The sequence below is a fragment of the Pontibacter sp. LHS1 genome (assembly GCF_058932855.1).
The window spans coordinates 100,307-114,619 of sequence record NZ_JBZYWF010000010.1 but is presented as its reverse complement, the minus strand read 5'-3'; the positions used below and the strand labels follow the sequence as shown (position 1 = coordinate 114,619).

The 14,313-nt window shown below is 49.6% G+C and carries 14 protein-coding genes; 6 read left to right on the top strand and 8 right to left on the bottom strand.

The genetic code is table 11. The features are described 5' to 3' along the window. Window positions 1-88: 88 nt before the first annotated feature. The 3 genes from AC5FXQ_RS17400 to AC5FXQ_RS17390 all read right to left on the bottom strand — a co-directional run bounded on the left by AC5FXQ_RS17400 (window position 89) and on the right by AC5FXQ_RS17390 (window position 5,091). Window positions 89-2,029, bottom strand: coding sequence for an AAA domain-containing protein (locus AC5FXQ_RS17400; protein ID WP_493603691.1), 1,941 nt, complete (start codon window positions 2,027-2,029; stop codon window positions 89-91). A 161-nt stretch (window positions 2,030-2,190) separates the two neighbouring features. After that, on the bottom strand, window positions 2,191-2,775 hold the full coding sequence (locus tag AC5FXQ_RS17395; protein ID WP_493603690.1) for a coiled-coil domain-containing protein: 585 nt from the start codon (window positions 2,773-2,775) through the stop codon (window positions 2,191-2,193). A 60-nt stretch (window positions 2,776-2,835) separates the two neighbouring features. Next, entirely contained in the window at window positions 2,836-5,091 is a 2,256-nt protein-coding gene (locus AC5FXQ_RS17390; protein ID WP_493603689.1) for an efflux RND transporter permease subunit, read from the bottom strand. Between the two features lie 110 nt (window positions 5,092-5,201). Between AC5FXQ_RS17390 and AC5FXQ_RS17385 the strand changes: the two genes are divergently transcribed. Then, window positions 5,202-5,486, top strand: coding sequence for a hypothetical protein (locus tag AC5FXQ_RS17385; RefSeq protein ID WP_493603688.1), 285 nt, complete (start codon window positions 5,202-5,204; stop codon window positions 5,484-5,486). Window positions 5,487-5,671: 185 nt separating this feature from the next. Here AC5FXQ_RS17385 and AC5FXQ_RS17380 read toward each other — a convergent pair whose 3' ends face one another. Then, entirely contained in the window at window positions 5,672-7,099 is a 1,428-nt protein-coding gene (locus tag AC5FXQ_RS17380) for a DEAD/DEAH box helicase (RefSeq protein ID WP_493603687.1), read from the bottom strand. Between the two features lie 25 nt (window positions 7,100-7,124). On the opposite strand from AC5FXQ_RS17380, the gene AC5FXQ_RS17375 reads away from it, so the two are divergent. Continuing rightward, window positions 7,125-8,228 carry an AI-2E family transporter gene (locus AC5FXQ_RS17375; RefSeq protein ID WP_493603686.1) on the top strand — a complete coding sequence of 368 codons (1,104 nt, stop codon included), beginning with the start codon at window positions 7,125-7,127 and terminating at the stop codon, window positions 8,226-8,228. A 205-nt stretch (window positions 8,229-8,433) separates the two neighbouring features. Next, complete coding sequence (locus AC5FXQ_RS17370) at window positions 8,434-8,967, top strand: DUF2062 domain-containing protein (protein ID WP_493603685.1); 534 nt, start codon at window positions 8,434-8,436, stop codon at window positions 8,965-8,967. On the opposite strand, the gene AC5FXQ_RS17365 is transcribed toward AC5FXQ_RS17370, so the two are convergent. After that, complete coding sequence (locus tag AC5FXQ_RS17365; protein WP_493603684.1) at window positions 8,968-9,948, bottom strand: helix-turn-helix transcriptional regulator; 981 nt, start codon at window positions 9,946-9,948, stop codon at window positions 8,968-8,970. A 143-nt stretch (window positions 9,949-10,091) separates the two neighbouring features. On the opposite strand from AC5FXQ_RS17365, the gene AC5FXQ_RS17360 reads away from it, so the two are divergent. Then, entirely contained in the window at window positions 10,092-10,667 is a 576-nt protein-coding gene (locus AC5FXQ_RS17360) for a cupin domain-containing protein (protein ID WP_493603683.1), read from the top strand. A 93-nt stretch (window positions 10,668-10,760) separates the two neighbouring features. Here the strand turns inward: AC5FXQ_RS17360 and AC5FXQ_RS17355 are convergent, their stop codons facing one another. From AC5FXQ_RS17355 to AC5FXQ_RS17345, 3 genes are all read right to left on the bottom strand, one after another. After that, on the bottom strand, window positions 10,761-11,639 hold the full coding sequence (locus AC5FXQ_RS17355; protein WP_493603682.1) for an OmpA/MotB family protein: 879 nt from the start codon (window positions 11,637-11,639) through the stop codon (window positions 10,761-10,763). A 44-nt stretch (window positions 11,640-11,683) separates the two neighbouring features. Then, a complete protein-coding gene (locus tag AC5FXQ_RS17350; RefSeq protein ID WP_493603681.1) occupies window positions 11,684-12,394 on the bottom strand; it encodes a tetratricopeptide repeat protein in 711 nt (236 codons plus the stop codon). An 85-nt stretch (window positions 12,395-12,479) separates the two neighbouring features. Beyond that, window positions 12,480-13,193, bottom strand: a complete 714-nt coding sequence (locus AC5FXQ_RS17345; RefSeq protein WP_493603680.1) for a tetratricopeptide repeat protein — start codon at window positions 13,191-13,193, stop codon at window positions 12,480-12,482. 232 nt (window positions 13,194-13,425) lie between these two features. Between AC5FXQ_RS17345 and AC5FXQ_RS17340 the strand changes: the two genes are divergently transcribed. Together AC5FXQ_RS17340 and AC5FXQ_RS17335 are read left to right on the top strand one after the other, a co-directional pair. Then, window positions 13,426-13,854, top strand: a complete 429-nt coding sequence (locus tag AC5FXQ_RS17340) for an Xre family toxin-antitoxin system antitoxin (RefSeq protein ID WP_007659447.1) — start codon at window positions 13,426-13,428, stop codon at window positions 13,852-13,854. Continuing rightward, a complete protein-coding gene (locus tag AC5FXQ_RS17335) occupies window positions 13,851-14,312 on the top strand; it encodes an RES family NAD+ phosphorylase (protein WP_493603679.1) in 462 nt (153 codons plus the stop codon). The genes AC5FXQ_RS17340 and AC5FXQ_RS17335 overlap by 4 nt, the downstream gene beginning before the upstream one ends. Window position 14,313 lies beyond the last annotated feature (1 nt).

The window sequence follows — 14,313 nt, the reverse complement described above, 5'->3', positions numbered from 1 at the left end:
AAAGATTAACCGGAGAAGCATAACCCACCCGTGTTTATTTGAACGACTTCCTGAAGATGAATAAAATAAATCCTTACATATACCTACGCTAAGGCAGGCTCTCAGTTAGCTCCCAGGCGCTTTTATAGGCTCCGATGCTTTCTACATAAGCGATCAATTCCGCAAAAAACGGATTAGTCGAAAGTGTGGCGCTGTCACCCACGATGATAAGTTTACGTCGGGCACGTGTCATGGCCACGTTCATGCGTCTTTCATCCGCCAAAAAACCGATCTCGCCGCGCTCGTTGCTGCGTACCAGGCTCATGCAGATGATGTCTCGCTCCTGCCCCTGAAAGCTATCCACGGTACCGATGCTCAGTTGACGCTTCTGATGCAGTTCATGCAGTCGCGGCGTGTGCTCCACTTTGTCCTGCAGGTAATTGATCTGGGCCCGGTAAGGCGCAATTACCCCGATCTTAAGCGGTGCTACTTCCTCCTCCTCGTTATAGTCTTTCAGGAGGTTGGAGAGGTGATTGATCAGAAGATCTCCCTCTTCCGGATTGGCAGAGCTTTGTGTATCCGGCATCTCGGCTTCGTTATACCCGCAGCCAGCCGTGTCGATAAATTCCACCGCCATATCCGGTGAGAAGATTGTGTTGTATCCGTGCAGCTCGGCACTGTGCACGCTTTCGTGTGCTATCAGCTCGCCGCCATAAAATTGCTGGTTCGAGAACTGCATAATGTGGTGGTGCATGCGGTACTGCGTTTTCAGCATCACCGATACCTCCGGCTGACGATTGATGCACTTTTCAAACAGTGTCACGCTCAAGCCACCTTTATCTGCATCCAGCGATTTGATGGTAGGAGGCAATTGGCAGTGGTCACCGGCCAGCACCACGCGGTTCGTCCGGCTGATCGGAATCCAGCAAGCTGGCTCTAGCGCCTGCGCCGCTTCGTCGATGAAAACCGTATCATACGTCAGGTGGCGAATGGCTTTGTTGGCCGCGCCTACCAAGGTACAGGTAATCACCTGCACATTATCGAGCAAGTCATCCGTGATGTAATGCTCCACGTTGTCTGCCTCGTCGAGCAAGCGGTGACTTTCGGATTTATAAAACTGACGCTGTGCTCGCTCCTGGTGTCCAAACTTGCGCTTGAACTGGTAGGCCATGCGCTTGTACTCCTCGGCTGTCTTTCGCAGATTCTTGAGGTCTTTGTAAGCCCGGTGCGCCATTACCTGCGCATCCAAAGTATGCTCCAGCAGCACATCCGAAACCCGCGATGGATTACCAATGCGGATCACGTTCACGCCTTCGTTCGCCAACTTCTCAGTTAGGAGGTCAACGGCCGTATTGGAAGGAGCCGTCACCAGCAGGCGCTTCTGCGATTTCAAGGTATGGAGGATGGCCTGAACCAGTGTGGTGGTTTTGCCTGTGCCCGGAGGTCCGTGGATGATCGCCACATCCTTAGCCTGCGCAATTTTCTGCACGGCTTCGTTCTGCGACTCGTTCAGCACCTGAATCTCCTCCAGTTTCTCGTCTGAGAAAGTGGCGGGTTTTATACCCAGCATGATGTCGCGGAGCTCGGCCAGACGCGTACCTTTCGCTTCCTGCACCTTCTTCATGGCAATTTCCATCTCGCGGTAGCTGATCTCGTCGAAAGTCAACTCAACCCCCATGCGCCCGGTCCCTACCCAGTCAGGAAGGTCTTCCTTGTTGGTGGCCAGAATCACTTTGTTGCGCTTAACACCCAGTACCACGCCGCTCAAACTGGCTTTTTCACCGCTGTTCGTAAAAAGAGAGGCTGTCTTGCCGGGCTGGAAAAGGTGCAGTTGGTCACGGTCGGAGGTACGCTCCAACTCAATGACTACCTTGTTGCCAAACCCGATCTCTTCCTTGGAGATCACGACAGGATACCAGCAAAGACCCATTTCCTTGCGCTCCGTAATCGTGCTCTTCATTGCCTTCAGCTTGTATTGCTGCCGGTCTTCTTCCTGTTCTATTTTCAGCAGGTCCTTTACCTGCCGTAGTTCTTCAAAAATATCGATCATGCTTATCTAAAAAAGAAAGGCTGGGTACAAAGCGCCAGCCTTTTCCAATGCTTTTGTTCTATTGTCTATACCTGTAGAGGCATCATTTTATAACAAAAAGCGTGCGTTAAATAATTCCGCTGCATCAGGTTGTTTCTTATACCTGTGGCAGCTATACGGCCTTAGGCCTTCTTCCGTTTTTTAGGAGCCTTTTTAGTGCTCAGCCTGATCTGCAGGAACACGGCGTAAAGGAACATAATGAAGGCGGCGCCACCGAGAATGGCGATCACACGGTCTTTGCCGTAGCGCACCTCGTCGGTTGCTTTCAGTTGCTCTTTCAGGTCCAGAATGGCACGCTCACGTTTTTTGGCCTGACTCTCGAGGGTGCTGATCTGTCCTTTGAGGTCCGAGATCTGGTTGTTAATCAGGCGCTCGTCCTGTTGGATCATCTTTCCGGCACGCTGACTCTCTACGGTGCTCTCGGCGATCTTGCGCACGCTTGCCTCTTTCACAGCCGCGATCAGCTCAGAATCTTTGCGGATGATCTCTTTGAGTGTATCGATAATGTTGAGGAGGTCTTTTTTCGATTGCTTGCCCCAGAAGTTGCTGTTTTGTCCGCTGTAATACTGGTACTCCAGAATCAGCTGTTCACGCTCGCCCATCAGACGGCTGAGCTTGTCTTCTTGCGGTGGTGCTTGTTCCTGTGCCTGCGCGCCCACAAACCAAAGGCAGCAAATGCAAATAGCCAGTAGTTTCTTCATCATCATAAAAAGGAATGCTTTACTCTATCACGCAAATATGGCCATCCTTATTGGATTCGGCACAAATTATTTTTGATCCGGCCTGTAAAAATAAAGGATCAGCACGGGCAAAAGCAAGAGGTCAGCCACCACGGCAAAGACCAGCGTGAGACTCACAAAAACACCCACATAAAAGGTGGCATCGAATGTAGAAAGCACCAGCGTCATGAATCCGGCCACCAGTATGCAGGAGGTGATGATGATGGCCTTGCCGGCCGAGATCATCGTCGTTTTGATGGCATAAGGCAGTGACTTGCCTTTGCGCAGCTCCACTTTTAGCTTGCCCAGGAAGTGGATCGTGTCGTCCACGGCTATACCGAAGGCTATGGTGAAAATGATAGAAACCGACACCGTCATATTAATGCCCAGGAAGCCCATAATGCCGCCTATCATCAGCAAAGGGATGATGTTGGGCACCAGCGAGATTACGACCATTCTGAGTGATCGGAAGATAAAACCTACCAGCACAGCCACCACCAGAAAAGCGATCAGCAGGCCCTGCAGCATATTGCTGACCACGTAGTCGTTATTTTTGTCAAGCATGACGGCACTGCCGGTGATGCGTGTTTGCAATAGCTCAGGGTTGATGTGCTGATCTATGAAAGCCCGCAGCGAGTCATTAAGTTCGGCAGCCCGCACACTTCCCACATCGGTCATTTTGCCTGCCAATCGCCCTTCCTGCTGGTCGGCTGTCACTACAGCTCGCAATTCGCTCCGTTTGCTGAAAGCCGCCAGCCGCCGCTGGACCTGTTGCATCTCTCGTCCGTTGGCGGGCAAGGTATAGTAGTCCGGTAAACCGCCGTTCTGTGCCCGGTGTATAGAACGGACAACTGTGGCAGGAGAGGTAATGAAGTTGAGGCCGTAGGTCTGGTAAAGGTAGGTCTCCAGTTGGTCGATCTCCTGCAGCACCTCGAGGTCGTACATACTTTTGTCAGAACCTGCGATCAGGTGCAGCTCAAAGGGGCGCACGCCTGAGAATTTTTCTTCGAAATACTGGAAGTCCTTGATGATCGGGTCGTCATCGCCGAGGTCTTCAAGTAAGGTCGTATCAACCTTGATCATACTGATACCGATCAGGGAGACTAATACAATTCCCATGCTCGCATATAAGATCGGGTATGGCCTGCGCAGCACAAAGGTATAGACACGCCGCAATAGCATCGGCCATGACAGATCCGTACGTCGGGCACGCCGTGGGTTGGGCTTTTTGTTCAGGAGTAGAATAGCCGGCAGCATGGTAAAAGCCAGCACAAAGGCAAGCGCAATACCAATGGCCGTATATACACCGAACTCCCGGATTGGAACGATGGATGTGGTCAGCAAGGTTAGAAAGCCGACAGAGGTGGTAAGCGAAGTCAGCAAGGTGGCCATACCTACTTCCCGTATTGTGACCCGCAGCGCCTGTAGTTTAGTGGTTCCCTGCCCAATCTCGGTGATGTAGCGCGACATGATGTGTATCACATCTGACATGCCTACCACGAACATGATGGTCGGCAATAGCACGGTCATCACATCGATGGGTTTGTTGAACAGCCCCATCACCCCAAGGCTCCAGAGAACAGATAGGAGCACGACCACCAAAGGCACCAGCACACCCCAAACCGTTCGGAAGGCGATCCAAAGAAACAGAATGACCAAAAGGATAGAGGCCGACATAAAGATCGCCAGCTCAATCTTCATCTTCTCGATAAAAACCGACTGCGCCAGCACCTTTCCCGCCACATGGTGCTCCTGCAAACCCAATCGTTCGATCTCGCCATATAGAGCCGCGATCAGCGAATCGCCGGGTTCCTTGCCAAGGTCGTCCGAGGTTTGTACGAAAAGCGAAACAGCCGTGGCATCTTCTGAAAACAGCGTGCCTACCAACTCCCGACTTTGGTAGATAAGGGTAGAGTCCTGGGGATAGCGCTCGGGTTCGTCGGGGTGCAGGTAAGGGATCTCAAAGTAGCCGAACTGCTCGATGATCGGACTCTTGACTGTGGTGGGAGAGAGCACCGACTCCACATGCGGCTGTTGCTGCATAAAGCGGGTCAGGGTATCGACCTTCTGCAGAAACTGCTGGTCGAACAAGCTGCCGCCGTTGTCGAGGCCGATAAGTAAGTAGTCGTTATCGTTGCCGAACTTATCGCGGTAGCTGAAGTAGTAGGCCAGATCCGGGTCACCCTTTGGAAAGAAGTTATCGAAGTTGTAATCGAAGCGCAAACGGGAGGCGTAGAAAACGCTCAGTGCCGTCAGGATCGCGATGACGGTCAGGACAAGTAAACTGCTGGTTTTGTGGCTCAAGGGATTAAAAAATGATGCTTATCATTTTGGTGATTTGGTAGAACGTGTATATTTACTCACTCAACAACAAAGGGTTGATTTCTGTTTAAACATTCGATAAACCAAGAGATATGAAGAAGATAGTTTTAGCGCTCGCACTGGCAGGATTTGTAAGTGCCGGCGTAGCCTCCCCAGCCCTCGCCTGCGAAGGCGGCAAGTGCAAAGTGGAGCATACGGACAAAGATGGCAAAACGAAGAAAGCCAAAAAAGGCGAAAAAGCAGAGTCCTGCCATATGACAGCTGCCTCTTCTACGGCAAAAGATGATAAAGCCACTGCCGCTGCGCCTATGTCATGCTGCGCCAAAAAAGATGCGCCTAAAGCTGAAGCTGCGAAGGAAACAAAGAACCAGCGCTAGGCTCGTTTGATATTTAGAAAAGGGGGACTTGCTGAGAACTCAGTAAGTCCCCCTTTTCTATTTTGGGTATAGCCCGTGATCGATTCGACGATCATGTCTTTTCGACCATCGGGAGAAATCTGGATCATAAGTATCCTTCTACACTAATCCAGATCTCTCACTAGCGTTCGAGATGACATTTGAATTTACTTCACCAATCCCACCCTGAACTTCCTGCCCTTTATTTTACCCGTAGTTAGCGCCTCCACAATCTCTTGTGCCCGATCGGCAGGTATAGCCACATAGCTGGCTTTGTCCTGCACCTCGATGCGACCGATCTGGTCGGCTTTCAATCCGACGGCGGCAATAAGTGCGCCCACAATATCGCGAGGACTCAGCTTGTCTTTTCTACCGGCGTTGATGTGAAGTGTTGCAAAAGCTTCTGTGGATTCTGGTTCAGATTTCTCAACGTGTGCAGCGAGTTCAGCGGTGTTCAGCCATTCATCCATGCGCACCAGTCCCCAATCGCGCAGTGTCTTTTCGTCACGCGTGGTGGCGAAGGTATAGACCTCACCGCTTCGCCCGGCGCGACCGGTACGTCCGCTTCGGTGCAGGTAGGCGGCTTCGTCGTCGGGCAGTTCGTAGTGGATGATGTTTTTGAGCGCGGCAATATCGAGTCCGCGGGCTGCGAGATCGGTAGCGACCAATACCTGCGTGGTGCCGTTGCGGAAAAGCGTCATGGCCTTGTCGCGGTCCTGCTGCTCCATGCCGCCATGCAAGGAGCGAGCCCCGAAGCCGTGCCTGGCCAGCATAGCCGCCACATCGTCGGAGGCACCGCGGGTATTGCAGAACACCACTGTACCAGCGGGGTTGATGCTTTGCAGGAGGTGGAGCAAAGCCTGCTGCTTATCAGGCTGTGCGACTTTTATACCTGTAAGCCGCACCTGATCAGGTATAGCGTTGGGCGATACCTGCACAAACTGCGGATTTTTAAGCGAATCCGTTATCAGCTGCTTTACTTCATCGGGCATGGTAGCCGAAAAAAGCACCGCTTGTCGCTTCTTAGGTATAGTTTCCAGTATCTGATCAATTTCATCGGCAAAACCCATTTCGAGGAGTTTGTCTGCCTCGTCGAGCACCAGCATGCGCACCTGGCTAAAGTCTACAGTTTGGCGATAAAGGTGATCGGTCAGGCGGCCGGGAGTACCAACGAGCACCTGCGGTGGGAATGCCAGCGATGCCCGTTCCTGCGAAAAAGAGTGTCCGCCGTAAAAAGCGCTGATCTTGAGGTTATCGATCTTCTGGGCTAGCTGCTTTAGTTCGTGGCGCACCTGCACGGCCAGTTCGCGGGTAGGAACCAGCACCAGTGCCTGTACAACCTGCTTGTCTGTATCGATCTGCTGCAAAAGCGGCAAACCGAAAGCTGCTGTTTTTCCACTACCCGTCTCGGCCTGTCCGGCAACATCCTGTCCTTTCAGGAGCGGAGGTATAGCGGCAAGCTGTATAGGAGTAGGAGTGTGAAATTCTAACTCAGCAAGGCGCTCTAACAGCGCAGGGGAGAGTCCCAGTTGATCAAAAGAAACCATAGGAATGCGTACGTGAAGCGCAAAGGTACGGATTCCAATATATCCCATCTCCTATTTTTTCAGTAAGAAGAGTATGGCAAACGATTACAAGCGGATAAGGAAGCTGACGTATTGGTTACTTTTTCTAGTGCTACTGGTCTATGTTCTGGTAGAGGCACGAGAGTTTCTATACCCTTTGGTTATGGCCTTGCTGTTTGCTTACTTGCTATACCCAGTCGTAAAGCGACTGGAAAAATGGGGTGTTCCCCGACTGTTGGCCAACTTTGCAACCATTATTACAGCCATGGCCCTTTTTGCCGGGCTGATGGTGCTACTCTACAAGCAGCTTTCGGTATTCCTGACCGATTTTCCTGAATTGAAAGAAAAGGCCCTGCTCAACATCGATCAGTTGCAGGCACACATTGACCGAAAGTTTGGCGACGACAGTCAGTCGAACGAGCGCTGGCTTCGGTTGCAGGTGAACAATGCGCTTGATCTGAGCGGTTCAGCCATCGCTGAGATATTGCTGGCTACTACTAGTACTATTACCAAATTTGCCTTGATGCCGGTGTATATTTTCCTGATGCTTTACTACCGCAATAAGTTCGAGAACTTTTTGTTTAAAGCACTGCCTTCGCATCGGCACGGCAAAGTCAAAGTGATGATCGATGAGATATCAGATGTAACGAAGCATTATATGGGAGGAGTGGTGATCGTTATCCTGATCCTCTGCGTTATCAACTCGACTGGCCTGCTTATCATCGGCGTGGAATATGCCATTTTGCTGGGCATAGTGTCTGCCTTCATCAACTTCATTCCTTATTTTGGCACGCTGATCGGTGGCGCCATTCCGCTGCTTTATACTTTGGTCGTACAGGGGGATCCGCAGAAAACCCTTGCCGTACTTCTCTTCTTTCTGGCTGTGCAGTTCACTGAGAACAATATTCTGACACCCAATATCACGGGTAGTCGTGTGAACATCAATCCGCTGTTTACGATCCTGAGTATTATTATCGGAGGGATGCTATGGGGGCTACCGGGTATGTTTGTGGCGGTGCCAATTGTAGGTATGTTCAAAATATACTTTGATCACACCCCCGAGCTGCAAGCCTTTTCGTTTTTGCTGGGAACAGATGGCACAGAAGAACATTCGCTTACGATAGACAAAATTCTCCGTTTCCTGCATCTCAGGAAGTAAATACTGACTGCTTTAGTGCTCTTCTTTTATGTTTAAAATAAGTAAAACAAAGAAGGCTTCAGGAGGTTACTTTTGCAAGTACTCCTGTATTAATCTTTGAAAAGATTCAGGCATAATTTATGCTACTGCACATGCAACTCTTTTCAGGTATAGGGCGTCTTCTCTATAGTTCTGTTATCCAACTTCGTTTTAATTTAGCCAAGGTTTGTATACCTCCATCATCACCGGATTTTTTAAACGCCGCATTGCACAGCCTGTGCTCAACCTGCTCCGTCAGGGCATGACGCCGCATAAGCTGGCTGTTACGGTTGCGATTGGTTCGGTGGTGGGTATTCTTCCGGCCCTGGGCGTTACGACAGTGATGGGTACTGCCCTGGCTGCCCGATTCAGGTTAAATATCGCTGCCACAGTGCTTGTAAGTTATCTCGTGCACCCGCTGCAGCTCTTGCTCATTATCCCTTTTATTAAGATGGGTATCTTCATGTTTGGGCTTGACGACCTCAAGCTTACGCTGGATGAAATGATAGCGATGTTCAAAATGGACTGGCTGGCTGCGCTGAATAAACTTTGGATAGCCAACTTAGCGGCTGTTTCGGCCTGGGCTATACTAGCTATACCTGTGGGGGCTTTGCTCTATCTGATGTTGCTTCCCTTACTTAAGCGGGTTATGCCCAAACCTTCCACCACAGTTTTTGAGGTTCCTGAAGTTGTAGAAGCTGTAGCAGAGCATCAAGTCTAGTTATTTGCGGACGAGCGACGGTGGATAGCCAAAGTGTTTTCGGAATGCAGTCGAAAAATGGTTCGCATGACTGTACCCGAGCAGTTCAGCCACTTCTGTCACGTTTTTCTCACCTGAAGCCAGTAATTCCAGCCCATGCACAAGCCTGAGCTCTTGCGCATAAGTAAATACCCCTTTCCCAAACCGCTCCCGAAACACCTTCTTCATCTTGTATTCATTTGTGCCGAATATTTTGGCCAGCTGCTGCAAACTGGCTAACTCCAGATAGTGCTGCTCGAGGTACAGGCGAATCTCTTCCGCCAGGACTGCGTCCTTTGACAATAGTCTGGCTTCTTTCTCTTTCGTGCTGTTCAAGTTCTCGAATTGCAAAGCCAATAGCTCCAGTACCTTTCCCTCCAGATAAAGTTTTTGCATTGCTCCCTCAAAAGGACATTCCAAAATGCCTTTGATCGTCTGCAACATGTGGCTGTTAATGGTGCCATGATGTGCCGATGCCAGGATAGGAGATTGCCGTTCAATGCTGTTAAGCAATAGATCAGAAAGCCGGAATCCTTCTGTGCAAATGCTTTTAAAATAATCCGTTGACAGGCGTACATGTAGGTTATGCAGCAAGGTGCCTGCCGGGAAAAGGTGTGTGCCGGTAGAGTCGCAGGTATAGAGTAAATTATGTTCCATCGGCTTCAGGCGGAGAGGCTGTGGCAAGGTCTCAAAATCTGAGTAGATGCCGCCGCTCAGCATGAAGTTCATGTTAATACCTGCCTCCAGTTGATCTGTCTGCAATTCTAGTTCCTGGTCCAGTTTCCAGCAAAGCTGCGCAATATTGAAATGTTCAAATTGAAGAAACCGCTGAAGGAATTTACCCAGCAGAGGATCATGTGCATATTGAGGTGCAGCAACGGCAGGTGTATGCTGGCTGGCTGCAAGCAGATTTTGGTACAGCAGCAGATCATTTAAATTTCTATCAGTAATCTTTATCCGCATAGTCCGGAAAACTCTAACGACTCTTCAATCATAGCATTATATTCCTTTTTTCGTAGATGTTGCTCCCTATTGCGTAGCTGGCAGTTTGCGTGAGTACAATACTTTTGTAATACGAATATATCCATAATATTTATTGTATTACTATGAAAGAATTATCAAGAGAGTTAAAAAGTACATTGGGAGGCTATGATGTAACCATTATAAAGAGTGCCGCTGATACGGATGGTGCGTATCTGTTAGTTCAGGTGGAGATGCAACCTAAAGGTGGGAACGATTTGCATTACCACACCACTTTTGAGGAGGAGTTTGAAGTACTGGAGGGAACGCTAAGTATTCAGTTGGGTAAGCAGCGTCTCCAACTTCAGCCAGGTGACAAAGCGGTGGCGCCAAAGCATATCCTGCATCGCTTTTATAATGAAGATACCTGCCGGAAATGTGTATTCCTTGTCACAGTGAAGCCTGCCCGACAGTTTGAAGCAACTTTACGCATAGCCTATGGCTTGGTGCAGGATGGACTCACAAGGGCAAATGGTATTCCGAAGAGTTTCTGGCATACAGCACTTTTATTTCATATGGGTGAATCCTATATGGCAGGTTTGCCACACGGATTCCAAATATGGTTAGCAGCCTTGCTGGCCAAAGAAGCCCGTCGACGGGGGAAACACAAAGACCTTGAAAAGTATTATATGCCACAAACTAAAGAGCAGGTAGTGCAGTAGGGAAGGCGGCTGAAGTAACAATCTCAATCGACTATGAGCACAAAAGCCAGCTCCGTAATGAAACTGGCTTTTGTGGTTAAGGTATAGCTAGGATCAGGCTGACTCCAGTATCTGGAACAGTTCGTCTAGTTTAGGCGTGAGGATGATCTCAGTACGGCGGTTTTTCTGACGGGCCTCTTTTGTTTTTGCATTGTCGAGTGGTACGTACAGGCTGCGGCCAGAAGGTGTAACGCGGTCAGGCTGTACACCGGCCTGGGTCAGGATGCGGGTGATTTCAGTGGCACGAAGTACACTCAGGTCCCAGTTGTCCTGCATACCTACAGTACCACGAGCGATCGGCACATCATCGGTGTGTCCTTCCACCACCACGTTCACGTCCTGCTGCTCTTTCAAAACAGCGGCGAGTTTTTTCAGTGCCTCTACACCTTTCGGATCTACCTTGGTAGACCCGGAGTTAAAGAGCAGTTGCTCAGCCAGCGACACGTATACCTTACCATTGCGGATGTTCACAGTCAGGTCTTTGTCATTGAAGCCAAGCAGGGCATTGCTTACTTTAGAGCGCAGGGCATTTACAGCCTTGTCTTTCTCGTCCAGGATGCGCTGCAGTTCGGCCAGTCGCTGCTCACGGGCTTTCAGGTCAGCATTCAGTTTGTCTATCTGTGACTTGTTCATGTTCAGCGTTTCACCCAGTGCCTTACCCTCTTTCAGGGCCTGCTGCAGGCTCTGCTGATACTCTGCCTTTTGGCGTTCCAGTTCGGCACGTTCCTGCTCCAGTTGGGCTTTCTCAGTTTCCAGTGCAGTTTTCTGTTGCTCCAGGGTACTTTTTTGCTGCTCCAGATCTGATTTATCCAGCTCCAGGGCATTTTTGCGGGCCATCAGGTCCTCGTATTTCTTTTTGGAAACAACGCAGGATGAAAGCGAAAGACTTCCGACCAAAAGGAGGGCGGAGACTTTGTAAAGGTTCTTTTTCATGTCAATCAATTAAGGTTGGATGGTGCTTCGGTATTGTTCCTTGATTATTTAGCAGCTTCGGTCTCGATGCGGAACATGCCCTTCGGGTCTGGCATGCGTGCCATTAACTCTGACAGGTAGGTATAGTCTAGCGACATCATGTTCAGGTCACGGCCGCGGTGCAGGTAATCCCAGGCTTCGGCATATTTCTTTTTATGGAAATATACCTGCGAAAGGTTTGCCAGGGCAAATGCGTTATTCTGGTCAGCCTTCAACGAGCGATCAAGAAAGGCCGCTGCCTGCTTCAGGTTTTTCTTCTTTTTGTCGGAAATATACTGTTGCAGATAGACTGATCCCATATCAGACAGCAACAGCGAATTGTTAGGCTGGTACTTGAGCGCACGATCAAACATTCCAATCGCATCGCGTGTATTTCCCCGGCTGTTTTCTACCAGACCGAAAGCCCAGTAAGTATTATAATTATCGGGGTTCAGGAGCCAGGCCAGGTTAAAGCGATAAACGGCCGTATCTAACTGCCCTTCATTCAGGAACTCCCAGCCACGGTCCATAAAGAAATTACTGGCCTCTGTGCGGCTCTCGAAGTTCTTATCGCAACTGGTAAGGAATTTTTCATCGGCCTTCTGCTGGGCATCCGTCTTGGCTACCTGACCAAACATAGGGAGCACTTTCGGGTGCAAAGCAGGTTGTTGCTCCTGCGCAAAGGCCATGGAGGCGCTCAATAAAATAGTGGCCGCAGCCAGGAAAATTCTTTTCATGTGATGGTATCAACTAGGTGAGGTAAATCCTTCTTGGTTTAAAAATACGCCACCTGTCTTGAAATAACAAATGCTGCCCTTTCATTTACTCGTATTTGCCGGCAGGATCCTGCTGCTTTTCCAATAGGGCCGCAATGAAAGTGGCATCTGCCATGGCTTTGTCCTTACTGATACTCTTGTGCAGATAATCCCATGCCTTGCCGTACTCCTGCAGGTAGTAGTGACTGATTGCAAGTTTATAATAGGCGTCTGCCGCGTCAGGGGAGTAACGTACGGCACTTTCCAGCAACTTCCGGCTCTGCATCAGGTCCTCGGGATTGCTTTCTGCATAAAAGCGGCCCAGGTGGCTGGTGGCCAGGTCGGTCAGCAAGCGTGGATTGTGCTGGTCTTTCTCCAGTGCATGGTATAGCACAAAGAGTGCCTTGTCATATACTTTCTGCTGTCCGTAAACGAGACCGTAAGCCCAGTATACCTCGTTGTTAGTGCTATCCATCAGCCAGGCTTTATTCAGTAGCAGACTGGCTGAATCTATTTTTTCTTCATTGAAATTGCGCTTAGCCTGAAACACATAATAGGCCGATGCTGCTTTGCGGTTCTTGAAGCGCTTCGCATCCATTTCCAGAGTTTTCTTCTGCTTCTGCTTATCCTCAGGTGTCAGGGTTCTTTTTGCAGGAATGACATCGGTCAGGGTGAGTGCAGGCTTGGGTGATTGCCTGTTTTCTGTAATGGCATTTTGGGAGGTACAGGCAGCCATTGTGCCTGTTATAAATAGTCCGAAAGCGATCAGGTGGCTTCGCATGCGTAGTAGGGGTTGGTTCTGGCTTCAAACGATACATACCCCGAAATAGTGCCTCTCCAACGGCATCGCTGCTGATATTGGTCTTATTATCCAGTTCGACAGCGGTATAGACCAATTCCATACCTGCACCTGGCCTGTGGAATGTGATTATTCAGGAATAGCTTAAAATATTATACGCAACTTGTCGTATATTTTGCGACAGATTGCGTATATTTGAGAAAAGGAAACGACCATGGGCAAAGCACTTAAAATAAACAGCGGCATCAACTACAGCCTGATCGATGACCGGGATGTTTTCATGCTGATCACGACCGTGCGTGAAGGTATAAAGTACGCCACCTTCCAGAACATTGCTAACAAAATTCCCTTTAGCATAGGGGAGTGGTCTGAGTTCCTGCACTTGTCTGAGCGCACCTTTCAGCGCTACAAAAAAGAACAGCGCAAGTTCGATCCGCTGCACTCCGAGAAAATCCTGGAGATCACCTTAGTGTATAACAAAGGGATGGAAGTATTCGGAGAGAAAGAAGACTTTGATGCCTGGCTGGAAGCCAAAAATGTAGCTTTGGGAGGTATACGCCCGAAAGAACTGCTTGACAGCACATTTGGCATTGGTCTGCTTCGCGATGAACTGACCCGTATTGAGCATGGTGTGCTGGCATGATCGTATACCGCCTCAGCAGAAAACTGTATTGCAATGACTTGTCTGGCAAAGGCGCTGAACTGGCAGGAGGCCGCTGGAACAGCAAAGGTACGGCTGTGCTTTACACCAGTGAATCCATTGCCCTATGTACGGTGGAGATAGCCGTGCATATGCCATTGGGTATTGTACCCAAAAACTACCACCTCGTTACAATTGAACTACCTGACGATGCGCCTTTAGGTGAGGTGCACGAAAAAGATCTTGCCGCTTCCTGGAAATCATTCCCGCACAGCAATGCCACCCAGAAGATAGGAGATCGTTACGTAGCGGACGGTACGAACCTTATTCTAAAGGTACCCTCCGCCACTGTGCAAGGCACCTTTAATTACCTTGTTAACCCACGTCACCCTGATTTCCATAAAGTTCGCATCATCAAAACAGAGCCTTTTGCATTTGACAAGCGCCTTTTTATCAAATAAT